A 25,797-nucleotide genomic window follows, 5' to 3' on the forward strand; every position below is an offset into this window, starting at 1 on the left:
CTCTCGTGGTTACTCCCAGAAATCCCTGGCGGGATCGAGCACCGGGCGAATGATGCCCGCACGAACCGTAAAGTCGCCGAAGCCTTCACCCGCTTCGCGCTCTTTCGCCCAGCGCCCGACAAGCTCGTCGATGGAATCAAGAATTTCCGGCTCGGTGATGTTCTCGCGGAACATGCGTGGAATACGCGTGCCGATACGGTTACCGCCCAGGTGCAGGTTATAACGACCCGGCGCTTTCCCCACCAGTCCCAGCTCGGCAAGCATCGCGCGACCGCAGCCGTTCGGGCAGCCCGTCACGCGCATAACAATATGCTCGTCCGGAATACCGTGTTTTTCCAGAATCGCTTCCACTTTGTCGGTGAATGACGGCAGGAAACGCTCGGCTTCGGCCATCGCCAGCGGACAGGTCGGGAACGACACGCAGGCCATCGAGTTTTCACGCTGTGGCTTCACCGCATTCATCAACCCGTGCTCGCGCGCCAGTTCCTCAATTTTCGCCTTTTCGCTTTCCGGCACGCTGGCGACGATCAGGTTCTGGTTAGCGGTGATACGGAACTCGCCTTTGTGGATCTTCGCGATTTCCAGCAGACCGGTTTTCAGCGGGCGGCCCGGATAATCCAGAATACGGCCATTTTCAATGAACAGTGTCAGGTGCCAGTTATTGTCGATGCCTTTCACCCAGCCGATGCGATCGCCGCGACCGGTGAATTCGTAAGGGCGGATCGGCTCAAATTTGATCCCCGCACGACGCTCCACTTCCTCTTTGAACGTTTCAACGCCCACGCGCTCCAGAGTGTACTTGGTTTTCGCGTTTTTACGGTCGGTACGGTTACCCCAGTCGCGCTGGGTGGTCACTACCGCTTCCGCCACGGCCAGCGTGTGCTCCAGCGGCAGGAAGCCGAACTCGCTCGCGGTGCGGGCGTAGGTTTTCTTGTTACCGTGCTCAATAGACAGGCCGCCGCCCACCAGCAGGTTAAAGCCAATCAGCTTGCCGTTTTCGGCAATCGCCACGAAGTTCATGTCGTTGGCGTGCAGATCGATGTCGTTCTGCGGCGGGATCACCACCGTGGTTTTGAACTTACGCGGCAGGTAGGTCTGACCGAGGATCGGTTCTTCGTCGGTGGTGGCGACTTTCTCCTGATCGAGCCAGATCTCCGCATAGGCGCGGGTACGCGGCAGCAGGTGCTCGGAAATTTTCTTCGCCCACTCATACGCTTCGGCGTGCAGCTCGGACTCGTACGGGTTCGAGGTGCAGAGCACGTTACGGTTCATGTCGTTGGCGGTCGCCAGCGCGTCCAGACCCACGGAGTGCAGCATCTGGTGCACCGGCTTCACGTTCTTCTTCAGAATCCCGTGGAACTGGAAGGTCTGACGGTTGGTCAGGCGGATGCTGCCATAAATCGTGTTTTCACCCGCAAATTTGTCGATCGCCTGCCACTGTTTGGTGGTGATCACTCCACCCGGCAGGCGGCAGCGCAGCAGCATCGCGTGACGCGGCTCCAGCTTCTGTTCTGCGCGCTCGGCGCGGATATCGCGGTCGTCCTGCTGATACATGCCGTGGAAACGGATCAGCAGGAAGTTGTCGCCTTTGAAACCGCCGGTCAGGCCGTCATTCAGATCTTCAGCAATGGTGCCGCGCAGATAGTTGCTTTCCAGCTTCATGCGCTCGGCGTCTGTCAGTTTACCTTCGACCACCAGTGGCCCTGGATGTTTTTCGCTCATTAGTAGACATCTCGCTGATAACGGCGCTCAACGCGCAGCTCACTTAAAAATTCATCCGCCGCTTCGGCATCCATACCGCCGAATTCGGCAATCACTTCCAGCAGTGCCTGCTCAACGTCTTTCGCCATGCGATTGGCGTCGCCGCAGACATAAATGTGGGCACCGTCATTGATCCAGCGCCACAGCTCTGCGCCCTGTTCGCGCAGTTTGTCTTGTACGTATACTTTTTCTTTCTGATCGCGGGACCAGGCCAGATCGATGCGGGTCAGTACGCCCTCTTTGACGTAGCGCTGCCACTCAACCTGGTAGAGGAAATCTTCGGTAAAGTGCGGGTTGCCGAAGAACAGCCAGTTTTTACCCGGCGCGTCGTCCGCGGCACGCTGCTGCATAAAGGCGCGGAACGGCGCGATGCCGGTGCCCGGGCCAATCATGATCACCGGGGTCTCCGGGTTCGCCGGCAGGCGGAAGTTGTCGTTGTGCTCGATAAAGACGCGCACCTCGCCCTCTTCTTCCACGCGGTCCGCCAGGAAGCTTGATGCCCCACCCGCGCGGGCGCGGCCTTCGATGTCATAGCGCACCACGCCGACGGTAACGTGAACTTCGCTTTCCACTTCCGCCTGGGAAGAGGCGATAGAGTACAGGCGTGGGGTCAGCGGACGCAGCAGACCGATCAGCGCATCGGCATCCAGCTGTGCCGGAGAGAAACGCACCATATCGACAATCGGCGTCGTCGCGGCGTAATGCTGCAGCTTCGCTTTGTCGCCCACCAGCGGCAGCAGGGATTCGCTGCGCGTTAGGGTGGCATAATTCTCGACGATATTCGGGGTGTTCACCGTCAGCTCGAAATGCCACTGCAGCGCCTCTGAAAGTGGCTGGGTTTTGCCGTCAACGGTGACGGGCTCGTCACCCTTCAGCCACAGCAGTTCCACCAGCTCTTTCACCAGCGCCGGATCGTTCTGATACCAGACGCCCAGCGCATCGCCAGGCTGATAGCGCAGGCCGGAGTCGCCAAGATCGATTTCAATATGGCGCACGTCTTTTTCCGAGTCGCGGCCCGTAATTTTCTGGTTCACCGACAGGCTCGCCGTCAGCGGCGACTCTTTGGTGTACGGGCTGGTGTGGATCTCATTGATGGTGCCCGCAGCGGTCACCGCGGCCTGTGCTGGCGTCTCTTTCGGGACGCGGGCTTTCAATACCTCAACGATGCGCGCACGCCATTCAGCGGCGGCAGTCTGGTATTCCACATCCGCGTCCACGCGGTCCAGCAGGCGCTCCGCGCCCAGCTCCGCCAGCTTGCTGTCGAAGTCTTTACCGGACTGGCAGAAGAATTCATAGGAGGTATCGCCCAGGCCAAAGACGGCAAACGCCGTGCCGTTCAGCTTCGGCGCTTTTTTCGAGAACAGGAACTTATGCAGCGCCACCGCTTCTTCAGCGGGTTCACCTTCACCCTGGGTCGAGGCGACCATCACCAGCAGTTTTTCTGACGCGATTTGTTTGAATTTATAATCCCCGGCGTTGACCAGGTTCACGTTCAGTTTGGCGGCCAGCAGATCATCACGCAGCGCTTCGGCCACGCGGCGGGCGTTGCCCGTCTGCGAGGCGCTAATCAGCGTAATGGCAGGAATTTCCACGGCCGTTGCCGGTGCGCCAGCCACAGCGCCAGGCTGCTGATTGAGCATTCCCCAGAAATAACCGGAGACCCAGGCAAGCTGAGTGGGAGAAAAATCAGAGGTGGCAGCCTGAAGGCGCGCCAGTTGCTCCGGGTTAAGGGGAAGCAAATTTGAAGGTGGGGCCTGTGTTGTCATGCGTCGTTATGTTCCAGTAGCCAAGCGGACTTTAAGCGAATAAATCCAAACTGAAGATAAGGTTAACGGCGTGGATAATAACAATTAAAGAAGGGATGGAAATAATAAATAACCAAATGGACTAACCTGTTTTAGTTATCGTTCTTAGCGATAAAAACGATTGAATAACCATTTGAAATAAAAGAATAAAAACCAATAATCACCCTGAATACCGGGCGTTCACCGTTCAGAGCCGTTTTAGTTAATGCTAAAAATTGTGCTTTCCGGTACTATGCGGCGGTTTTTTCCGCATTACTGAGAGCGATCATGTCCACCACACTGTTTAAAGATTTCACCTTCGAAGCCGCCCACCACCTTCCGCACGTTCCTGCAGGACATAAATGCGGCCGCCTACACGGGCATTCGTTTATGGTGCGTCTTGAGATCACCGGTGAAGTTGATCCGCATACCGGTTGGATCATGGACTTTGCCGAGCTGAAGGCCGCGTTTAAGCCGACCTACGATCGTCTGGATCACTACTATCTCAACGATATTCCGGGTCTGGAAAACCCGACCAGCGAAGTGCTGGCAAAATGGATCTGGGATCAGATGAAGCCGCTGGTACCGCTGCTGAGCGCGGTGATGATCAAAGAAACCTGCACGGCAGGCTGCGTGTATCGCGGAGAGTAAAAAAAGCCCGGCAAAACCGGGCTTTTTTCTAGGCAATATTCAGATACTTGTGCGTCTGCATCGACAGGCGCCAGTTGCGCGCAATGCAGGTTTCAATGCACAGGCGCGTCGCATCCTCTTTCTGGCTGATCGGCTGCAGGGCGATTACCCGCTGCTTCTCGTCCGTCAGCGTCGCCAGCAGTTCATCCAGCGCTTCGATATCACGTACGCGTCCTACCGGATGCTTAATTTCATCCGCGCGCTCCAGCGCCTGAGACAGCACGTCATACCCGCCACGCATATTCACTTTTGGCGATACCGTCACCCAGGTGGTGTGTGAACAGCGCACTTCATGGGTGCCGCTGGTCTCAATCTGGCAGCTGTAGCCGTTCTTTTCGAGCAGCTCGGTCAGCGGCGTCAGATCGTGAATGCAGGGTTCGCCGCCGGTGATGACGACGTGGCGAGCCGTCCAGCCCTGGCGACCAATAATGGCCAGCAGGTCTTCTGCACTGCCCGCGCCCCACTTATCGCTCTCTTTGGTTTTCGCCAGAATGCTAAACAGCGACACTTCCCGATCTGCGAGCTTATCCCACGTATGTTTGGTATCACACCAGGCACAGCCAACCGGGCATCCCTGTAAACGAATAAAGATAGCGGGAACGCCGGTAAAGTAACCCTCGCCTTGCAGGGTCTGGAACATCTCGTTAATCGGGTACTGCATAGTCATCTCAGTAAAGGGGATAAACGATAAGTATCGCAGATCCCCGTCGGATGGTCATGCTCCATCGGTGCTTTGCGCGCTTATCGCCGCCATAAAGCGCGCGGTAATTTGCTGTGGGCGGGTGATCGCCCCGCCGACAACGACCGTATGCGCGCCCAGCGCCAGACACCGGGCCGCGCGCTCGGGCGTATCCACGTTGCCTTCGGCAACCACGGGGACCGTCACGGCCGCCAGCACCGCTTTCAGGAACGCACAGTCATTCTCCGGAAGCGTATGGCCTGCCGTTTCCGCCGTATAGCCGTACAGCGTGGTGCCAACGCAGTCAAAGCCAAGCGTCTGCGCCGTCACGGCTTCGTCTACGGTGGAAATATCTGCCATCAGCAGTACCGAGGGGTAACGTGAGCGGATGGCCGTGACCAGTGTTTCCAGGGATTCACCGTCAGGACGTTCCCGCGCCGTCGCATCAAGGGCAATGATTTCCGGAGAGACGGCCATGAGCTCATCCACCTCTTTCATCGTAGCGGTGATAAATACTTCGCTCCCTGGATAGTCCCGTTTGATGATGCCGATAACCGGTAAAGACACCTGCTGTTTAATGGCCTCGATATCCACCACGCTGTTGGCGCGAATGGCGAAGGCTCCACCCTGTGCCGCCGCCAGCGCCATTCGCGACATGATAAACGGGCTGTGCAGCGGTTCGTTTTCCAGCGCCTGACAGGAGACGACCAGTTTTCCCTTCAGGTTATCCAGTACATTTTTCATTACGATAAGATCTCTTCCACTTCGTTTTTGATAATTGTGACGTGCGGGCCATAAATGACCTGTACACCGTTACCGCGCACGATAACGCCTCGCGCGCCGGTGGCTTTCAGCGCCGCGTCATTCACTTTGCTGCCGTCTTTGACCGTCACGCGAAGGCGCGTGGCGCAGCAGTCCACCTCTTCCAGATTGTCTTTTCCGCCCAACCCGGCGATCACCGCCGCAGCGCGCTCGCTTTGCGGCAGGCTGACGTCATCAACCATCGCCTCCTTTTCACGGCCCGGCGTGGCGAAATCAAAGCGGTTAATCAGGTAGCGGAAAGTGAAGTAGTAGAGGAAGAACCACGGCACGCCGACCAGCGGAACGAACATCCAGTTGGTTTTGGCCTCCCCCTGCAAAATGCCAAACAGCACGAAGTCAATAAAACCGCCGGAGAAGGTCTGCCCGATGGTGATGTGCAGCATGTGCGCGAGCATAAACGCCAGCCCGTCAAACAGCGCGTGAATGACGTAGAGCACCGGGGCAATGAACAGGAAGGAGAACTCGATGGGCTCGGTAATTCCCGTCAGGAATGAGGTTAACGCCGCGGAGAGCAGCAGCCCGGCAACGCGCTTTTTGTTCTCCGGTTTCGCCGTATGATACATCGCCAGGCAGGCACCGAGCAGGCCAAACATCATCGTGATAAAGCGCCCGGACATGAAGCGTGACGTGCCTTCATAGAAATGCTGCGTGTTCGGGTCGGCGAGCTGAGCGAAGAAGATCCGCTGCGTGCCCTCAACCAGGTGGCCGTTGACGATCTCGCTGCCGCCGAGCGCGGTGGTCCAGAACGGCAGATAGAAGATGTGATGCAGACCAAACGGGCCAAGCATGCGCAAAATAAAGCCGTACAGCAGCGTGCCAAGATAACCGGTGGCATCCACCAGCCCGCCCAGACCAAAAATAAGCTTCTGGAAATGCGGCCAGACCACGGTCATGATCGCGCCAACGAGTATCGCCGCCAGCGAGCTGATAATCGGGACAAAGCGCGAGCCGCCAAAAAAGCCCAGGAACTGCGGAAGCGCGATCTTGTTAAACCGATGATGCAGCGCGCAGGTCACGAGACCAATCACCACGCCGCCAAACACCCCGGTTTCCAGCGTCTGAATACCCAGCGTCATGCCCTGCCCTACAGCGCCCGGGTTCTCGTGCGCCAGTTTGCCGGTGAGGATCAGCAGCGCGTTGATGGTGGCGTTCATCACCAGAAACGCGAGTAGCGCTGCCAGCCCCGCCGTGCCCTTATCGTTTTTTGCCAGCCCGACGGCCACCCCAACCGCAAACAGCACCGAGAGGTTCGCAAACACAATCGAACCCGCACTGCTCATGATGGTGAAAATGGCCTGCAGCCAGCCCACATCTAAAAACGGATAGGCCGCCAGCGTATTAGGGTTCGATAACGCCCCGCCGATACCGAGCAGCAGACCCGCCGCGGGCAATACGGCGATAGGCAACATAAAGGATTTGCCAAAGCGCTGCGCTTTTTCAAACCATCCACCCGACGAAGCGCCACTGAATATTTGCATCATTTTTTCATCCCCCCATTAAAAGATGAAAATTTTTACCATATAAATATTTTATAGTGAAAATTATCATCACAAACCAGGAGGCCGATCATACTTTTTTAAAATGACTGGCATCTTTCCCCCGCTTTCCGCCACACTAGTCGCAGTGAAACACATTAAGGACGTGGCATGTCGGACCATGAAAACCTGCTGCTGAAGCTCCGCCAGGAGGCTTCCGGGTACAGCCCAACGCAACAAAAACTCGGTGAGTTTGTCCTCAGCGACCCTGCCCGGGTGCTCTACCTGACCATCACCGAACTGGCGCGAGAGAGCCACACCAGCGAGGCCAGCGTGACGCGTCTTTGCCGGACGCTGGGGTGCAAGGGGTATAACGAATTCAAAATGGCGCTGGCGCTGGATATTCAGCAGGGTCAGCCCGCGCGTCAGGCGGGGGATGAGATTGACAGCGTGGTGGATGAATCGGTGCAGGCTCTGCAGGATACCGCGAGACTCCTCGACCGCGCGCTGCTTGAAAAAGCCGCACTGGCGCTGCATCAGGCGCAGTCCGTGCAGATTTATGGCGTCGCGGCCAGCGCAATCCTCGGGGAGTATCTGCATTACAAGTTATTAAGGCTGGGTAAATCCGCACAGCTGTTTAGCGATATGCACCGCGCAGCCATGAATGCGACCACGCTTTCGGCAGAGACGCTGGTGGTGGCGATCTCCAGCTCCGGTTCAACGCGAGATTTACTTCACGTGGTGAAACTTGCCCGCAAGCGCGGGGTGAAGGTTCTGGCGCTCAGCAACACGCCCCGCAGCCCGCTGGCGTCTCTTAGCGATATGCTGCTGGTGGCCGCCAAGCCAGAAGGCCCTCTTAGCGCGGGCGCGCTCAATGCCAAAGTTGGGGTGATGCTGCTGGTCGAATTACTTACGACATCCATGATTGCGCTGGATGGTCATTACGCTGACGTCAGCCAGCAAACGGCCAGCGCCACGCTTCCTCTTCTGCTCTGAAAACCCTTCGCAGGCTAAATAAAATAGCCTGCGTTTTATTTTGCTCAATTTTACTTAAGCAGGGCTCAATTCATTTATATGATAAATGTTTGGTGTAACAAATTATTTTGTTTATTACAGTTTGAATTATTTCCATCGCGCTACCCAAGAGACAAAAACAGATTAAAATCATTAAGTTAAAATAAAAACATGAATAAATTGAATTTTTCCGCCTTCTGCAATGTCCAATATTTTCACCTGATTTCCTTTCCTTAAAATAAGCTTAAGACGCTGTCGGTCCCGGCGTTTTATTATTTAAACGCCGTTTACTTTTGCGCGCCTACAATCCGCCTCATCAATCATAATGAGACGGTAATAATGAAGATGTTATTAATTACAGGCGTGACCGGGTTTCTGGGCGGTGCAGTACTTGAAAAAATCCTGACCAGCGATCAATCTGTAAAACTCCTTTTGCTTGCCCGTGCCGGCGATCCGCAAAGCGGGCTGGCGCGCGTGCAGGAGAACATGCGTAAGTTCAAAATTTCAGAGGAGAAACTGGCCTCCCTGAGCGTGGATAATATCCTCATCGGCGACCTCAGCCAGCCGGAAGCCTTTCTGAACGATCCCCGTCTGGACCAGGTTACGCATGTCGTTAACTGCGCGGCAGTTGCGTCTTTTGGCAATAACCCGCTGATCTGGAAGGTGAACGTAGAGGGTACGCTAGCGCTGGCGCGCCGCATGGAGCAGGTCGCAGGGCTGCAGCGTTTCCTGCATGTAGGCACCGCAATGTCATGCACGCCGGAGCAGGATTCGCTGGTCGCCGAAAGTGCGGAATTCAGAGAAAACGCTGAGCACCTGGTGGAATATACGTATTCGAAGTCAACCATCGAAAAGCTGATGCGCCAGGAATGTCCTAACCTGCCGCTGCTCATCGCCCGTCCGTCCATCGTCGTCGGCCATACCCGCCACGGCTGCACGCCGTCGAGCAGTATCTTTTGGGTCTTCAGCATGGGCCTGATGCTGCAGAAGTTCATGTGCTCGATGGAAGACCGGATCGACGTTGTCCCGGTAGATTATTGCGCCGACGCAATGTTAATGCTGCTGAGCAGCAACGCGCGTCCGGGGGAAGTGGTACACATTTCTGCCGGGGAAGAGAACAGCGTTCGCTTTGCGGATATCGATCGGGCAATGGCGCAGGCGCTGGAGAAAGCGCCCGTTGGCGATAAGTACGCGCAGGTCAGCTACGAAACGCTGGTCAAAATGCGCCGTGAACTGAAAACCATTTTTGGTCCGTGCAACGAACGTCTGATGCTGAGAGCGATGCGCTTATACGGTGCCTTTGCCACGCTGAACGTGCGCTTCAGCAACGATAAGCTGCTCAGCATGGGGATGCCGAAGCCACCTCGTTTTACGGATTATATCGCCCGCTGCGTGCAAACCACCCGGGGACTAACCATTCCCGAGCAGATGGCGGTCGATTTTAAATAACCAAAAAAAATGCCAGTCATTCGACTGGCATTTTCATGTTAAGGCTTAAGCAATTATGCCTGGCCTTTGATCTCTTTACGACCGTTGTAAGGTGCTTTTTCACCCAGCGCTTCTTCGATACGAATCAGCTGGTTGTATTTAGCAACACGGTCAGAACGGCTCATAGAACCGGTTTTGATCTGGCCAGCAGCGGTACCAACAGCCAGGTCAGCAATGGTCGCGTCTTCAGTTTCGCCAGAACGGTGAGAGATAACAGCGGTGTAGCCAGCGTCTTTCGCCATTTTGATCGCAGCCAGCGTTTCGGTCAGAGAACCGATCTGGTTGAATTTGATCAGGATGGAGTTAACGATGCCTTTCTCGATGCCTTCTTTCAGGATCTTGGTGTTGGTTACGAACAGATCGTCACCAACCAGCTGGATTTTGTCGCCCAGTACTTTGGTCTGGTATGCAAAACCATCCCAGTCAGACTCGTCCAGACCGTCTTCGATAGAAACGATTGGGTACTGTTTGGTCAGGTCTTCCAGGAAGTGAGTGAACTCTTCGGAGGTGAACGCTTTGTTGCCTTCGCCAGCCAGAACGTATTTACCGTCTTTGTAGAATTCAGATGCTGCACAGTCCATCGCCAGGGTGATGTCTTTGCCCAGCTCGTAGCCTGCTGCTTTAACCGCTTCAGCGATAACAGCCAGTGCTTCTGCGTTAGAACCCAGGTTTGGCGCGTAGCCACCTTCGTCACCAACAGCAGTGTTCATACCTTTAGCTTTCAGAACTTTAGCCAGGTTGTGGAACACTTCAGAACCCATACGAACCGCTTCTTTCAGGGTTTTCGCGCCAACTGGCTGAATCATGAATTCCTGAATATCAACGTTGTTGTCTGCGTGCTCACCACCGTTGATGATGTTCATCATTGGTACAGGCATAGAGTATTTGCCTGGGGTGCCGTTCAGTTCAGCGATGTGCTCGAACAGTGGCATACCTTTAGCAGCGGCTGCTGCTTTGGCGTTCGCCAGGGAAACGGCCAGGATTGCGTTCGCACCGAAGTTAGATTTGTTTTCAGTACCGTCCAGATCGATCATGATCTTGTCGATGCCAGCCTGATCTTTGGCATCTTTGCCAACGATAGCCTGAGCAATAGGACCGTTAACAGCGCCAACCGCTTTCAGTACGCCTTTGCCCATGAAACGGGATTTGTCGCCATCACGCAGTTCCAGCGCTTCACGGGAACCCGTAGAAGCACCTGATGGAGCAGCTGCCATACCGACGAAACCACCTTCCAGATGAACTTCGGCTTCAACGGTCGGGTTACCACGGGAGTCGATGATTTCACGACCGATGACTTTAACGATTTTGGACATTAGATTTTCCTCAGTACAAGTTAAACTAAAACTCCAGACAAACAACGCGTACCGTTGGTACGCGTTGCCGTTCTAACTTTTTTACTTCGCCTGACGCTTCTGGTACTCGCTGGCGGCTTTCACGAAGCCTGCAAACAGCGGATGTCCATCACGCGGCGTTGAAGTAAATTCCGGGTGGAACTGGCAGGCAACAAACCACGGATGGTTTGGCACCTCGATGATCTCGACTAACTGATCGTCCCCGGAGCGACCCGCAACACGCAGGCCCGCGGCTTCAATTTGTTTCAACAACATATTGTTGACTTCATAGCGGTGACGATGGCGCTCGGTGATGACCGGCTCGCCGTACAGCTTGCGAACCACGCTATCGTCGGACAGCTGGCAGGCCTGCGCGCCAAGACGCATAGTGCCACCCAGATCGCTCTTCTCGGTACGGACTTCGACGTTACCGTCTTCGTCGCGCCATTCCGTAATCAGCGCCACGACAGGGTACTTACAGTCTGGCACAAATTCCGTAGAGTTCGCGTTTTCCATTCCCGCTACGTTGCGCGCAAATTCGATCAGCGCAACCTGCATACCCAGGCAGATGCCGAGGTATGGAATATTGTTTTCACGCGCATAGCGTGCAGTGGCGATCTTGCCTTCAACACCACGGTAGCCGAAGCCGCCAGGGATGAGGATAGCATCCAGATCTTTCAGAATTTCAACGCCACGTGTTTCAACATCCTGCGAATCAATCAGCTTGATGTTCACGGAGACGCGGTTCTTCAGACCACCGTGCTTCAGCGCTTCGATAACGGACTTATAGGCGTCCGGCAGTTCGATGTACTTGCCGACCATACCGATAGTCACTTCGCCTGCCGGGTTCGCTTCTTCATAAATAACCTGTTCCCATTCAGACAGGTTAGCTTCCGGACAGTTCAAGCTGAATCGTTTACAAATATAATCGTCCAGACCCTGTGATTTCAACAGGCCCGGGATTTTATAAATGGAATCGACATCTTTCATTGAAATAACGGCTTTTTCAGGCACGTTACAGAACAATGCAATTTTCGCACGTTCGTTCGCTGGAATGGCACGATCGGAACGGCAAACCAGGATGTCAGGCTGAATACCGATGGAGAGCAGTTCTTTAACGGAGTGCTGAGTCGGTTTGGTTTTCACTTCACCTGCCGCCGCCATGTAAGGCACCAGCGTCAGGTGCATGAACAGCGCGTGTTCACGACCAATGTCTACCGCCAGCTGACGAATCGCTTCGAGGAACGGCAGGGATTCGATATCACCCACGGTACCGCCGATTTCAACCAGCACAACGTCATGCCCTTCGCCACCGGCAAGAACACGCTCTTTGATGGCGTTAGTGATGTGTGGGATAACCTGCACGGTCGCGCCCAGGTAGTCACCGCGGCGCTCTTTACGCAGAACGTCAGAGTAGATGCGGCCAGTCGTAAAGTTGTTACGACGGGTCATTTTGGTACGAATGAAACGCTCGTAGTGGCCAAGATCCAGATCGGTTTCAGCGCCGTCTTCAGTAACGAACACTTCCCCGTGTTGGGTTGGGCTCATGGTGCCAGGATCGACGTTGATATACGGATCCAGTTTCATCATGGTCACATTGAGGCCACGGGCTTCAAGAATGGCTGCGAGGGAGGCTGCGGCAATGCCTTTACCCAGAGAGGATACGACCCCGCCGGTCACAAAAATATAGTTCGTTGTCATGCTGAACCTGAGAAGTTAGGGTGAAACGATGGAATAACCAGGACGGGAAAGTAGTATACCCGAACACGGCGAGCGCCACAAACTTTCATTCTCCGTCTCCATTCCAGGCCATGACAAACATAAGGAGTGAGAAAATAGCCCCTTTTGGGTAAATGTTTTTGACGCAAATCAAGCGCTTGTCATTTAAAAAATCACACAAATTGCGCTTGATCGCAAAATTCCGTTAGAGATCAGATTCCTGGCGTTTTACTTCCTGCCAGACTTCTTCCATCGCGTCGAGGTCAATTCCGGTCATTTCCAGGCCGCGCGAGGCCACAATCCGCTCGACTTCACGAAAGCGTCGTTCGAATTTCAGGTTGGCTTTTTGCAGCGCGGTTTCCGCTTTTACCCCTAGATGGCGAGAAAGATTAACGGTGGCGAACAGCAGGTCGCCCATCTCTTCCTCCAGCTTTGCTTCATCGACCACCGCCTGCTGCGCTTCGTGCATCACTTCGTCGATCTCTTCATGCACTTTATCCAGCACGGGTCCCAGGGAATCCCAGTCAAATCCTACCGCCGAGCAGCGCTTTTGAATTTTGTGGGCGCGCATCAGCGCGGGCAGGCTCAGCGGGATGTCGTCCAGCGCAGAGTGTTGGGACTTTTCAGCGCGCTCGGCGCTTTTAATCTGCTCCCAGCGGGCCAGCACCTCTGCGCTGTTTCCTGCGGTGGCATCGCCAAAGATATGCGGATGGCGGCGCTCCAGCTTGTCGCTGATAGCGGCACAGATATCGTCAAAGTTAAAGCGCCCTTCCTCCTGCGCCATCTGGGCGTAGAACACTACCTGGAACAGCAGGTCGCCGAGCTCACCGCGCAGGTCATCGAAATCCTCGCGTGAAATGGCGTCCAGCACCTCATAGGTCTCTTCGAGGGTATAGGGTGCGATGGTCGCGAAAGTCTGCTCCTTGTCCCACGGGCAGCCGTTTTCCGGGTCGCGCAGGCGTTTCATGATGCCGAGCAGGCGGTCGATTTGAGTCATAGTTCTGTCCTGATGAAAAAATGCCGGGTGGCGGCGTTGCCTTACCCGGCCTACGGAAGAGGATGTTTAGCCGCCGTGCAGACGACGCGCGTCAATCACATCCGGCACCTGGTTCAGTTTGCCCAGCACGCGGCCGAGCACCTGCAGGTTGTAGATTTCGATGGTCATATCGATGGTGGCAAGCTGCTCGCGGGTATCGCTGCGGCTGGCGACGCCCAGCACGTTGACCTTCTCGTTGGCGAGAATGGTGGTGATGTCGCGCAGCAGCCCGCTGCGATCGTTGGCAGTGACACGCACCACCAGCGAGTAACCGGCGGAGTAGCTCTCCCCCCAGACCGCTTCCACGATACGCTCCGGCGCATGGGACTGCAGCTCGGCAAGCTGGTCGCAGTCGGAGCGGTGGATCGAGATCCCGCGCCCCTGGGTGATAAAGCCGACGATATCGTCCCCCGGAATCGGCTGGCAGCAGCGGGCAATATGGTGCATCAGGTTACCCACGCCCTCGACCACCACGCGGCCGTTGTCTTTGCTGCGCTGCTGCGGGGCATAGGTTTTCTGCTGCAGCTGCTTCAGCGCCGCCGCGTCCTGCTCTTCCGCGCTAGGCTTGTTGAACTGGGCCTGCAGGAAGTTGACCATCTGATTCAGACGGATATCACCGCCGCCAATCGCCGCCAGCAGCTCGTCCAGCTCGTTGAAGTTGTAGCGCGGCAGCAGGAATTTCTCTGCTTCTTTCAGGCTGATCCCGATATGCTCCAGCTCGTCGTCAAGGATCTGGCGACCGGCAAGAATGTTTTTGTCACGATCCTGCTTGCGGAACCAGGCGTGAATTTTGGAGCGTCCGCGGCTGGTAGTGACGTAACCGAGGTTCGGGTTAAGCCAGTCGCGGCTCGGGTTTGGCTGCTTCTGGGTAATGATTTCAATCTGGTCGCCCATCTGCAGCTGATAGGTAAACGGCACGATACGTCCGCCGATCTTCGCCCCGATGCAGCGGTGCCCCACGTCGCTGTGGATGTGGTAGGCAAAATCGAGCGGCGTGGAGCCAGCCGGCAGGTCGACAACGTCCCCTTTCGGGGTAAAGACGTAGACGCGGTCATCAAAGACCTGACTGCGCACCTCGTCGAGCATTTCGCCGGAGTCGGCCATCTCCTCCTGCCACGCAATCAGCTTGCGCAGCCAGGCGATGCGGTCTTCGTGGCCGGAGCGTGCCCCACCAGAAGTGCCCTCTTTGTACTTCCAGTGCGCGGCTACGCCCAGCTCGGCGTCTTCGTGCATCTGTTTGGTGCGGATTTGAATCTCGACCGTTTTGCCGCCGGGGCCAAGCACCACGGTATGAATGGACTGGTAGCCGTTCGGTTTTGGGTTCGCGACATAGTCGTCAAATTCATCCGGCAGGTGGCGGAAGTGAGTATGTACTATCCCCAGCGCGGCGTAGCAGTCCTGCAGACGCTCCGCCACGATACGCACGGCGCGCACGTCAAACAGCTCGTCAAAGGCGAGGTGTTTCTTCTGCATTTTGCGCCAGATGCTGTAGATGTGCTTAGGCCGACCGTAAACTTCGGCACGCACATTCTCTTCTTTCATGGCCTGGCGCAGCCCGCTGACAAACTCGTCGATGTAGTGCTCACGATCGATACGGCGCTCATGCAGGAGTTTGGCAATGCGCTTGTATTCTGCCGGATGCAGATAGCGGAAGCAGTAATCTTCCAGCTCCCATTTCAGCTGACCAATACCTAAGCGGTTCGCCAGCGGCGCATAGATGTTCGTACACTCTTTGGCGGCCAGCACGCGCTCGTCTTCCGGCGCATCTTTCACTTCACGCAGATGGGCAATACGCTCGGCCAGCTTGATGACCACGCAGCGAAAATCATCCACCATGGCCAGCAGCATCCGGCGGACGTTATCAACCTGCTCAGAGGAGACGGAATCGGTATGCGCGGCTTTTAGCTGGCGAATGGCCGCCATATCGCGCACGCCGTGGATCAGCGCAACGACGGATTTGCCGACGCTGTCGCGCAGCACATCCTCGCTGACCACATCCGCATCCGCGAGGGGGAACAGCAGCGCGGCCTGCAGCGTTTCGATGTCCATGTTCAGCATGGACAAGATTTCAACCATCTCCACGCCGCGCCATAAGAGCAGATCGGCATCCGGGTGTCCCTGCGTGGTGCGCAGACAGTAGGCCCAGGTTTCGGTTAAGCGTTCACACGACTGCTGGCTGGAAATTCCCAGACTTGCGATCCATTTTTGTGGGTCAAACTCCCCAGCTTTATTGAGATGTGCACTTCTTACCGCAACCATTGTCCTCTCCTTTAGGGACCAGGGCCTGTCGAAGTCGACAAGCCAAACAAATTAGATGTGCTCGAACAACGCCATCGATTCCAGATGTCCAGTGTGCGGGAACATGTCCAGCATTGCCAGACGCCGAATCTGGTAACCCGCGCTGTTTAACGCCTCACTGTCACGGGCAAGCGTTGCCGGGTTACAGGAAACATAGACCACACGCCTGGGCGCGAGTTTAATAATATGCGCCATGACGCCTGGGGCACCTGCACGCGCCGGGTCGAGCAGGATTTTGTCGAAACCCTGCTTTGCCCACGGCTGTTGAGTGACATCTTCCTCAAGATTTTGATGAAAGAATGTCACATTTTGCAAGCCGTTCTGCTCTGCGTTTTCCTGGCCTTTGACCACCAGCGCCTCAACACCTTCCACCCCGACCACGCTTGCCGCTCTGCGCGCCAGCGGCAGGGTAAAGTTACCCATGCCGCAGAACAGATCGAGCACACGGTCAGTGGGCTGTACGTCAAGCCATTCCAGGGCCTTCGCCACCATTTGCTGGTTTATGCCGTCGTTGACCTGGATAAAATCACGCGGACTGAACGTTAAGCGTAGCCCGTCTGACGCATACCAGGGAGCTTCGCCCGATACCTGTTGAAGTATCTCGCTTTGAGGCGCGAGGAAAAGCGCAAGCTCATGAGAATGCGAAAAGCGTTCCAGTTTTTCGCGATCTTTTTTCGACAGCGGCACGGTGTGGCGCAGCACCATCAGCGGGCCGTTGTTCGCCAGCACCAGTTCAACGTGGCCCAATGAACGCACCCCGTCGAGCGATGCAAGACAGCGGTGCACGTCCGGAAGTAACGCCTCAAGATGGGGCACCAAAATGGGGCACCGCTTCACGTCAACAATATCGCTGGAGGCCGCTTTGCGAAAACCCATCTCCAGCCGCTCCGTTTTGGGCTGATAGCTCAGGCTCAGGCGCGCGCGGCGGCGATAGCCCCAGGGCTCATCGGCGATAATCTCGTTAACTTCGTGTTTAAGAAGGCGCGCCAGCGCGCGGCTTTTACTTTTTTGCTGTAATTCTGTGCTCGCATGCTGTTGCTGGCAGCCTCCGCACACGCCAAAATGTGGACAGCGGGGCTCCACGCGCTCCGGGCTCGCGTTGAGGCGACGCTTCACCTGTCCGCGCGCGTACTGACGCTTGTCTTCCGTCAGCGTAATTTCTGCTCGTTCTCCTGGCAGCAAACCTGTTATAAACAGAGTCTTACCGTTGTGACGAGCCACTCCCTGACCAAACGGATCAAGGTCCGTGGCTTCAACAGTAATGATTTGACGCGTCGTCACGCGTCGCTTTGCAGAGTAGAATTGCGCCATCGCCGAGATTTTTCTCACATAAACATAATTATCTTAATTGTCCCATAACGGAACGCCATGACCAACTACAGCCTGCGCGCGCGCATGATGATTTTGATCCTCGCCCCCACCGTTCTCATCGGTTTGCTGCTGAGTATCTTCTTTGTGGTGCACCGCTATAACGATTTGCAGCGACAGCTGGAGGACGCGGGCGCCAGCATTATCGAACCGCTCGCCGTCTCAAGCGAGTACGGGATGAACCTGCAAAACCGTGAATCCATTGGGCAGTTAATCAGCGTGCTCCACCGCCGCCACTCGGATATCGTCCGCGCCATTTCCGTCTACGACGAACATAACCGCCTGTTTGTCACCTCAAACTTTCATCTCGATCCGGCGGCCCTGAAAATCCCGGACGGAACGCCATTCCCGCGCCACCTCACCGTACTGCGGCGCGGCGATATCATGATCCTGCGCACGCCGATCGTGTCGGAAAGCTATTCACCCGATGAGTCTGCGCAATCCGATGCCAAATCCAGCAATAACATGTTGGGATATGTAGCGCTTGAGCTGGATCTCAAGTCGGTACGGCTGCAGCAGTACAAAGAAATTTTTATCTCCGGCGTGATGATGCTGTTCTGCATTGGTATTGCGCTGATCTTCGGCTGGCGTCTGATGCGCGACGTCACGGGCCCCATCCGCAACATGGTTAATACCGTTGACCGCATCCGCCGGGGACAGCTCGACAGCCGCGTGGAAGGGTTTATGTTGGGCGAGCTGGATATGCTGAAAAACGGCATTAACTCGATGGCGATGTCGCTTGCGGCCTATCACGAAGAGATGCAGCATAACGTTGACCAGGCCACCTCTGACCTGCGCGAAACGCTGGAGCAGATGGAGATCCAGAACGTTGAGCTGGATCTGGCGAAAAAGCGCGCTCAGGAAGCGGCGCGTATTAAGTCTGAGTTTCTGGCCAATATGTCGCACGAGCTGCGTACGCCGCTCAATGGCGTGATCGGCTTTACCCGCCTGACCCTGAAAAGCGAGCTGAATCCTACTCAGCGCGATCACCTGCACACCATTGAACGTTCGGCCAATAACCTGCTGGCGATCATTAACGACGTGCTGGACTTCTCCAAGCTGGAGGCCGGCAAACTGATTCTGGAGAGCATCCCGTTCCCGCTGCGCAGTACGCTCGATGAAGTAGTGACTCTGCTCGCGCACTCGTCGCACGACAAGGGCCTTGAGCTAACGCTCAATATTAAAAACGACGTGCCGGACAACGTTATTGGCGATCCGCTGCGCCTGCAGCAGGTCATTACCAATCTTGTCGGAAATGCGATTAAATTCACCGAAAGCGGCAACATCGACATCCTGGTAGAAAAACGCGCCATCAGTAATAACAAGGTGCAGATTGAGGTTCAAATCCGCGATACCGGTATCGGCATTCCGGAGCGGGATCAGTCGCGTCTGTTCCAGGCGTTCCGTCAGGCGGACGCCAGCATCTCCCGCCGTCATGGCGGCACCGGTCTGGGGCTGGTGATCACGCAGAGGCTGGTAAACGAGATGGGCGGCGATATCTCTTTCCACAGCCAGCCAAACCGCGGCTCAACCTTCTGGTTCCATATTAACCTCGACCTCAATCCGAACGTGCTGACCGACGGCCCGGTGACGGACTGTCTGAAAGGTAAGCGCCTGGCCTACGTCGAGCCTAACGCGGCAGCGGCGCAGTGCGCGCTGGATATCTTAAGCACCACGCCGCTGGAGGTGGTTTACAGTCCAACCTTCTCAGCCCTGGCCGTTGATCATTACGACATTCTGCTGATGGGGATCCCGGTGACCTTCACCGGCGAGCTGACCATGCAGCAGGAGCGGCTGGCGAAAGCCGCGTCGATGACCGACTATCTGCTGCTGGCGCTGCCCTGCCACGCCCAGCTTAATGCGGAAGAGTTGAAAAACGACGGGGCGGCCGCGTGCCTGCTTAAACCACTCACCGCGACCCGCCTGCTGCCCGCCCTTACGGAGTATTGCCGTCTTAGCCAGCACGCACTGCCGTTGATTAACGACGAGCAAAAACTGCCCATGAGCGTGATGGCGGTGGATGATAATCCGGCAAACCTGAAGCTAATCGGCGTATTGCTGGAAGACCAGGTTCAGCATGTTGAGCTGTGTACCAGCGGCGCCCAGGCGGTTGAACTGGCTAAACAGATGCAGTTCGATTTAATTCTGATGGATATTCAGATGCCGGGTATGGATGGCATTCGTGCCTGCGAGCTGATCCACCAGCTCCCGCATCAGCAGCAAACCCCGGTGATTGCGGTCACAGCGCATGCGATGGCCGGTCAGAAAGAGAAGCTGTTGAGCGCCGGGATGAATGATTACCTGGCGAAACCTATCGACGAAGAGAAGCTTCATAACCTGCTGTTACGCTATAAGCCGGGGCACATTGGCGGAACATATACGGTTTTCAGCGAGCCGGTTGAGGTTAGCGTTAATCAAAATGCGACCTTTGACTGGCAGCTGGCGCTGCGCCAGGCGGCAGGGAAACCCGATTTAGCACGCGAGATGCTGCAAATGCTGGTCGCGTTTCTGCCGGAGATCCGTAATAAGGTTGAAGAACAGCTGGTGGGCGAGAACCCGGAAGAGCTGCTGGAAGCGATCCACAAGCTGCATGGCAGCTGCGGCTACAGCGGCGTGCCGCGGCTGAAAAACCTCTGCCAGCTGCTGGAGCAGCAGCTGCGCGCGGGTACGCCGGAATCGGAGCTTGAACCGGAGTTCCTGGAACTGCTGGATGAGATGGATAACGTGACGCGGGAAGCGATGAAGGTGTTGGGTAGCTGAGGTAAAAGCCCGGTAGCGCTACGCTTACCGGGCCTACAGGTGCGCTAACGTAGGCCGGGTAAGGCGAAGCCTCCACCCGGCAATCACAGTTAAAATGCCTGCCCTACTTTCAGCACCGCCGCGATATTCCTTGCGGCCATCTGTACATTCGCGCTGGCATTTTCCAGCGCGTCCTCCAGCGAGCAGATGGTGTAGATCACGCTAAACACCGCGTCTAAGCCGTGATCGTGTACCACGCCAACATCCGCCGTCAGGCTACCTGCAATGCCGATAACGGGCTTATTAAAGCGTTTCGCCACTTTCGCCACCCCTACCGGCACTTTGCCGTGGATCGTCTGACTGTCGATGCGGCCTTCCCCGGTGATCACCAGATCCGCATCGGCCACCTGGTCGGCCAGGTGTAGCGCATCGGTCACAATCTCAATGCCCTGGCGCAGCTGTGCACCACAAAAAGCGTACAGCGCCGCGCCCATGCCACCCGCCGCACCGCCGCCAGCAAGGTTGAGCACATCAATGTCCAGATCCCGGGCAATGACTCTCGCATAGTGCGCAAGCGCGTTGTCCAGGGTGACGATCATCTCGGGTGTGGCGCCCTTTTGCGGGCCAAATACCGCTGACGCGCCATCCTTACCGGTGAGCGGATTCGTCACATCGCAGGCGACTTCTATCCGGCACTCCGCCAGACGCTGGTCGAGGCCGCTCAGGTCGATCCGCGCAAGCTTATCCAGCTCGCCCCCACCCTGCCCCAGCGGCTGTTCATTGTCGTCCAGCAGCTTCGCCCCCAGCGCCTGCACCATCCCGGCGCCGCCGTCATTGGTGGCGCTGCCACCGATACCGATGATGATATGCTTAACGCCCGCATCCAGCGCGTGGCGGATAAGTTCCCCCGTGCCCCAGGAGGTCGTTTTCAGAGGGTCACGCAGTGAAGGGGCTACCAGTTCCAGACCGCTTGCCGCCGCCATTTCAATAAAGGCGCTCTGCTCGTCACCGGATATCCCAAAAAACCCATCCACGCGCTCGCCCAGCGGACCGGTCACCGGAACGTGCACAATGCGTCCCCGGGTTGCCGCGATCATCGCCTCAACCGTGCCTTCACCGCCATCAGCGACCGGCAGTTTGACGTACTCCGCCTCAGGGAAAATCTCGCGAAAACCGCGCTCGATCGCTGTCGCAACCTCAAGCGCACTCAAACTTTCCTTATACGAGTCCGGTGCGATAACAATTTTCATAAGCCATCCTTACGCATAGTCGTTACGTTAAGCATACACCACGTAGGAAACCGCTCATGGGAGCGGTCCCAATGCGTTTATCGTACCATGCACGGACGTTTATTGTCGAATGTCCAGTCAGGGATCAGGTACTGCATCGCCATCGCGTCGTCGCGCGCGCCCAGACCGTGTTTTTGATACAGCTCGTGTGCTTTCATTACCTGATCCATATCCAGTTCAACGCCCAACCCCGGCGTGGACGGCACCTGCACCATGCCACCTTTGATCTCAAACGGCTCTTTGGTGAGGCGCTGGTTACCCTCCTGCCAGATCCAGTGCGTGTCGATAGCGGTAATGGTGCCCGGCGCGGCGGCGGCGACGTGGGTAAACATCGCCAGCGACACGTCAAAATGGTTGTTGGAGTGCGAGCCCCAGGTCAGGCCAAACTCGTGGCACATCTGCGCCACGCGCACCGAGCCCTGCATTGTCCAGAAGTGCGGGTCCGCCAGCGGGATATCCACCGATTGCAGAGAGAGCGTGTGCCCCATCTGACGCCAGTCGGTGGCGATCATATTGGTCGCGGTCGGTAGCCCCGTAGCGCGACGGAATTCCGCCATGACTTCGCGGCCCGAAAAGCCTTGCTCAGCCCCGCACGGATCTTCCGCGTACGCCAGCACGCCTTTCAGCTGCTTGCCAATATCGATCGCTTCATCAAGCGACCACGCGCCGTTCGGATCCAGCGTCACGCGCGCCTGCGGGAAACGTTTTGCCAGCGCGGTAATGGCTTCCGCCTCCTCTTCCCCCGCCAGCACGCCGCCTTTCAGTTTGAAATCATTGAAGCCATATTTTTCGTACGCGGCTTCTGCCAGCCGCACCACCGCATCCGGGGTCATCGCTTCTTCGTGACGAACGCGGTACCAGTCGCATTGGTCATCTGGCTGGCTCTGATACGGCAGCGGCGTCAGCTTGCGGTCGCCGACAAAGAACAGATAGCCGAGCATCTCCACTTCACTGCGCTGCTGGCCCTCGCCCAGCAGCGACGCGACGTTAACGCCCAGGTGCTGGCCCAGCAGATCCAGCATCGCGGCTTCAATGCCGGTCACCACGTGGATAGTGGTACGCAAATCGAAGGTTTGCAGACCGCGGCCGCCGGCATCGCGATCGGCAAAGGTGTTGCGCACGGTGTTGAGGACATTTTTGTACTCACCCAGCGTTTTGCCCACCACCAGCGGAATGGCATCCTCCAGCGTTTTGCGGATCTTCTCCCCGCCCGGAATTTCACCCACGCCGGTATGGCCGGCATTGTCTTTGATAATGACAATATTGCGCGTGAAGAACGGCGCATGCGCCCCGCTCAGGTTCATCAGCATGCTGTCATGACCTGCGACCGGAATGATTTGCATGGAGGTGACGACAGGGGTCGTAAAAGTACTCATCGTGTAATCCTTTTATCAGTGACGTCCAAAAACAGGGCGCTTACGGTCAAATGTCCAGCCGGGGATAAGGTACTGCATCGGGCCCGCGTCGTTACGCGCGCCGCCCGGTAGCTTTTTATACGCCTCATGGGCTTTATGAACCTGATCCCAGTCAAGCTCCACGCCCAGCCCCGGCGCATCGGGTACGGCAATTTTACCTTTTTTGATCTCCAGCGGATTTTTCGTCAGGCGAGCTTCGCCTTCCTGCCAAATCCAGTGGGTGTCGATGGCGGTCGGGTTACCCGGCGCCGCCGCGCCAACGTGGGTAAACATTGCCAGCGAGATATCGAAATGGTTGTTGGAGTGGCAGCCCCAGGTCAGGCCCCAGTCATCGCACAGCTGCGCCACGCGCACCGCGCCGGAGAGCGTCCAGAAGTGCGGGTCTGCCAGCGGAATGTCGACGGCGTTTAGCATCACCGCGTGGCCCATTTCGCGCCAGTTGGTGGCGATCATATTGGTCGCAACCGGCAGCCCGGTTGCGCGGCGGAATTCGGCCATCACCTCGCGGCCTGAGAAGCCCTGCTCGGCGCCGCACGGGTCTTCCGCGTAGGTCAGCACGTCCCCGAGACCTTTACACAGCCTAATCGCCTCATCCAGCAGCCAGGCGCCGTTCGGGTCAACGGTGATGCGCGCCTCCGGGAAGCGTTTTTTCAGCGCCCGGGCCGTTTCAATCTCCTGCTCGCCGGGCAGCACGCCGCCTTTCAGCTTGAAATCCTTAAAGCCGTAGCGATCCTGCGCAGCTTCAGCCAGCCGGACCACCGCCTCGCCGGAGAGCGCTTCCTGATGGCGCAGCTGATACCAGTCGTGGTCGCCCGGTGAGCGAGCCAGATAGGGGAGATCGGTTTTATTGCGATCACCAACGTAGAACAGATAGCCCAGCACGGTGACCGCATCGCGCTGTTTGCCTGGCCCCAGCAGTTCACAGACCGGAACGTTAAGGGCTTTACCGAGTAAATCCAGCAGCGCCGCTTCCAGGGCGGCGACCGCATTGACGCGCAGTTCAAACGTCCACGCGCCCTTGCCGAAGGTATCAAAGTCCGCCGACTGATTGCCCTTATGCACCCGCTGAACCACCTTGTTCAGACGAGCCATTTCCTGACCCACGACCTGTGGAATAGCCTCTACCAGGGTCTGGTAGATCACTTCCCCGCCGGGGGCTTCCCCTACCCCGGTATTGCCTGCACTATCGGTGAGCACCACGATATTGCGGGTAAACCATGCGTTATGCGCGCCGCCAATATTGAGCAGCATGCTGTCCTGACCGGCCACCGGGATAACTTTCATTTCCGTGACGACAGGGCTTGATTGTGTTGTCATCATCCGTGCTCCACGACAGGTTTAAGTTCGACGCGTTTAATATCGCCCACCAGCACCAGGTAACTCAGCACCGCCACCAGGGCATGCACACCAACGTAGATCAGCGCGCCGTTGAAAGACCCCGTGGTGCCGACGATGTAGCCGATAGCGATAGGTGTAACAATCCCGGAAACGTTGCCGAACATATTGAACAGACCGCCGCTCAGGCCGCTGATCTCTTTCGGTGCCGTATCCGCCATCACCGCCCAGCCCAGCGCGCCAATCCCTTTGCCGAAGAAGGCCATCGCCATAAAGCCGATAATCATCCACTCGGCACTGACGTAGTTACAGAACACCATGGTCATGGAAAGCAGCATGCCGAGCACAATCGGCGTTTTACGCGCGATGTTCAGCGAACCCGTGCGGCGCATCAGCCAGTCGGAAATGACCCCGCCAAGCACGCCGCCGATGAAGCCGCAGATTGCCGGGACCGAGGCAACAAACCCCGCTTTGAGGATCGACATGCCGCGCGCCTGCACCAGATAAACCGGGAACCAAGTGATAAAGAAGTAGGTTAAAGCGTTGATACAGTACTGGCCGAGATAGATACCGATCATCATGCGCGAGCCGACGAGCTGCTTGATCTGCGCCCATTTCTGGCTGAAGGGGACTTTTGCTTTGTCAGATTTCTGATCCATATTGATCAGCGCCCCGCCCTCAGCAATGTATTCCAGCTCCTTCTTGTTCACGCCAGGGTGCTGATTCGGTTCGTGGATCACTTTCAGCCAGATAAAGCTGATGACGATCCCAAGCCCGCCCATAAAGAAGAAGACGTGCGACCAGCCCACCTCATGCGTCAGCCAGCCCATAATGGGTGCAAAGATCACCGTTGCGAAATACTGGGCGGAGTTAAAAATTGCCACCGCTGTTCCCCTCTCCTGCGCAGGAAACCAGGCCGCGACAATGCGGCTGTTGCCCGGGAAGGAAGGGGCTTCCGCCAGGCCTACCAGAAAGCGCAGCGTAAAGAGCGCCACGATAATGCCAAAGCCGCTGAAGATATCGACGAAACCTTGCAAAAGGGTAAAAGCAGACCAAATAAAGATGGACCAGAAATAGACGCGTTTAGAGCCAAAACGGTCCAGCAGCCAGCCGCCAGGAATTTGGCCGATGACGTAGGCCCACGAGAATGCAGAGAAAACGTAACCCATGCCCACCGGATCAAGGCCGATGTCTTTTGCCATCTCCGAGCCGGCAATCGACAGCGTGGCGCGGTCACCATAGTTAAAGGACGTGACGATAAACAGCATCACCACTATCCAGTAGCGGGCGTTAGTGCGCTTTTCAGCGCTGCTCGCTGCGTGGCTTAATGTACTCATTGTTGCACTCCTGAAACATAGCTTTCGCCTGTTCATTCTGTACAGCACCGGTAGGGTAATCAGAATGAGATAAGTTTTGTCGTTTTAGTACGGCGTGAAGCCGTTTTATTGTGACCGGAAAAGTATATGAAGGAGTGACAGGTTCGCTCACCGTGCAGAAACACAACATTGAGGAGTGTGGGGAACGTGGTTTGAGGCATAAGCCCAAAGCAGTGGA

Annotated in this window: 18 protein-coding genes; 4 read left to right on the forward strand and 14 right to left on the reverse strand. The window is 56.6% G+C overall.

Translation table 11 applies throughout. The features are described from left to right. Window positions 1–9: 9 nt before the first annotated feature. Both cysI and cysJ read right to left on the reverse strand, forming a co-directional pair. Entirely contained in the window at window positions 10–1,722 is a 1,713-nt protein-coding gene (gene cysI, locus INF77_RS05025; RefSeq protein ID WP_045261277.1) for an assimilatory sulfite reductase (NADPH) hemoprotein subunit, read from the reverse strand. Next, entirely contained in the window at window positions 1,722–3,527 is a 1,806-nt protein-coding gene (gene cysJ / locus INF77_RS05030; RefSeq protein ID WP_193532041.1) for an NADPH-dependent assimilatory sulfite reductase flavoprotein subunit, read from the reverse strand. The genes cysI and cysJ overlap by 1 nt, the downstream gene beginning before the upstream one ends. Window positions 3,528–3,833: 306 nt before the next feature. Here cysJ and queD point away from each other — a divergent pair, with 306 nt between their 5' ends. After that, a complete protein-coding gene (queD, locus tag INF77_RS05035; protein WP_003862700.1) occupies window positions 3,834–4,196 on the forward strand; it encodes a 6-carboxytetrahydropterin synthase QueD in 363 nt (120 codons plus the stop codon). Window positions 4,197–4,224: 28 nt separating this feature from the next. Here the strand turns inward: queD and queE are convergent, their stop codons facing one another. From queE to INF77_RS05050, 3 genes are read right to left on the reverse strand one after another with little or no spacing between them, the layout of a single operon-like run. After that, window positions 4,225–4,896: a 7-carboxy-7-deazaguanine synthase QueE gene (gene queE, locus INF77_RS05040; RefSeq protein ID WP_028014249.1), complete on the reverse strand. Its 672-nt coding sequence runs from the start codon at window positions 4,894–4,896 to the stop codon at window positions 4,225–4,227. A 54-nt stretch (window positions 4,897–4,950) separates the two neighbouring features. Further along, window positions 4,951–5,658 (reverse strand): N-acetylmannosamine-6-phosphate 2-epimerase, encoded by a 708-nt coding sequence (locus INF77_RS05045; RefSeq protein ID WP_069732762.1) that lies wholly within the window; start codon window positions 5,656–5,658, stop codon window positions 4,951–4,953. Continuing rightward, the gene (locus tag INF77_RS05050; RefSeq protein ID WP_069732761.1) at window positions 5,658–7,217 is read right to left on the reverse strand and encodes a maltose/glucose-specific PTS transporter subunit IIC; all 1,560 of its coding nucleotides are present in this window, start codon (window positions 7,215–7,217) and stop codon (window positions 5,658–5,660) included. Before INF77_RS05050 ends, INF77_RS05045 begins: the two co-directional genes overlap by 1 nt. 165 nt (window positions 7,218–7,382) lie before the next feature. On the opposite strand from INF77_RS05050, the gene INF77_RS05055 reads away from it, so the two are divergent. Both INF77_RS05055 and INF77_RS05060 read left to right on the forward strand, forming a co-directional pair. Continuing rightward, window positions 7,383–8,207, forward strand: coding sequence for a MurR/RpiR family transcriptional regulator (locus INF77_RS05055; RefSeq protein ID WP_028014252.1), 825 nt, complete (start codon window positions 7,383–7,385; stop codon window positions 8,205–8,207). A 357-nt stretch (window positions 8,208–8,564) separates the two neighbouring features. Further along, window positions 8,565–9,674 carry an SDR family oxidoreductase gene (locus INF77_RS05060; protein ID WP_193532042.1) on the forward strand — a complete coding sequence of 370 codons (1,110 nt, stop codon included), beginning with the start codon at window positions 8,565–8,567 and terminating at the stop codon, window positions 9,672–9,674. A 53-nt stretch (window positions 9,675–9,727) separates the two neighbouring features. Here the strand turns inward: INF77_RS05060 and eno are convergent, their stop codons facing one another. The 5 genes from eno to rlmD form a co-directional block, all read right to left on the reverse strand. Then, window positions 9,728–11,026 carry a phosphopyruvate hydratase gene (eno, locus tag INF77_RS05065; RefSeq protein WP_006811784.1) on the reverse strand — a complete coding sequence of 433 codons (1,299 nt, stop codon included), beginning with the start codon at window positions 11,024–11,026 and terminating at the stop codon, window positions 9,728–9,730. A gap of 81 nt (window positions 11,027–11,107) precedes the next feature. Continuing rightward, complete coding sequence (gene pyrG, locus INF77_RS05070; RefSeq protein WP_028014254.1) at window positions 11,108–12,745, reverse strand: glutamine hydrolyzing CTP synthase; 1,638 nt, start codon at window positions 12,743–12,745, stop codon at window positions 11,108–11,110. 223 nt (window positions 12,746–12,968) lie between these two features. Continuing rightward, a complete protein-coding gene (mazG, locus tag INF77_RS05075; RefSeq protein ID WP_045261274.1) occupies window positions 12,969–13,760 on the reverse strand; it encodes a nucleoside triphosphate pyrophosphohydrolase in 792 nt (263 codons plus the stop codon). 66 nt (window positions 13,761–13,826) lie between these two features. Continuing rightward, window positions 13,827–16,058, reverse strand: coding sequence for a GTP diphosphokinase (gene relA / locus INF77_RS05080; RefSeq protein ID WP_028014256.1), 2,232 nt, complete (start codon window positions 16,056–16,058; stop codon window positions 13,827–13,829). 51 nt (window positions 16,059–16,109) lie between these two features. Continuing rightward, window positions 16,110–17,408 carry a 23S rRNA (uracil(1939)-C(5))-methyltransferase RlmD gene (gene rlmD, locus INF77_RS05085; protein ID WP_193532043.1) on the reverse strand — a complete coding sequence of 433 codons (1,299 nt, stop codon included), beginning with the start codon at window positions 17,406–17,408 and terminating at the stop codon, window positions 16,110–16,112. Between the two features lie 57 nt (window positions 17,409–17,465). On the opposite strand from rlmD, the gene barA reads away from it, so the two are divergent. Continuing rightward, a complete protein-coding gene (gene barA / locus INF77_RS05090; protein ID WP_048998526.1) occupies window positions 17,466–20,225 on the forward strand; it encodes a two-component sensor histidine kinase BarA in 2,760 nt (919 codons plus the stop codon). Window positions 20,226–20,314: 89 nt separating this feature from the next. Here barA and INF77_RS05095 read toward each other — a convergent pair whose 3' ends face one another. The 4 genes from INF77_RS05095 to gudP form a co-directional block, all read right to left on the reverse strand. Then, complete coding sequence (locus INF77_RS05095; protein ID WP_192978903.1) at window positions 20,315–21,454, reverse strand: glycerate kinase; 1,140 nt, start codon at window positions 21,452–21,454, stop codon at window positions 20,315–20,317. Window positions 21,455–21,531: 77 nt separating this feature from the next. Further along, window positions 21,532–22,869 carry a glucarate dehydratase gene (gudD, locus tag INF77_RS05100; protein WP_028014260.1) on the reverse strand — a complete coding sequence of 446 codons (1,338 nt, stop codon included), beginning with the start codon at window positions 22,867–22,869 and terminating at the stop codon, window positions 21,532–21,534. A 15-nt stretch (window positions 22,870–22,884) separates the two neighbouring features. Further along, entirely contained in the window at window positions 22,885–24,225 is a 1,341-nt protein-coding gene (locus tag INF77_RS05105; protein WP_193532117.1) for an enolase C-terminal domain-like protein, read from the reverse strand. Continuing rightward, window positions 24,225–25,580, reverse strand: a complete 1,356-nt coding sequence (gudP, locus tag INF77_RS05110) for a galactarate/glucarate/glycerate transporter GudP (protein ID WP_193532044.1) — start codon at window positions 25,578–25,580, stop codon at window positions 24,225–24,227. The genes INF77_RS05105 and gudP overlap by 1 nt, the downstream gene beginning before the upstream one ends. Window positions 25,581–25,797 lie beyond the last annotated feature (217 nt).

It is taken from the genome of Enterobacter cloacae complex sp. P1B (genome assembly GCF_014982345.1).
GTDB lineage: Bacteria > Pseudomonadota > Gammaproteobacteria > Enterobacterales > Enterobacteriaceae > Enterobacter > Enterobacter bugandensis.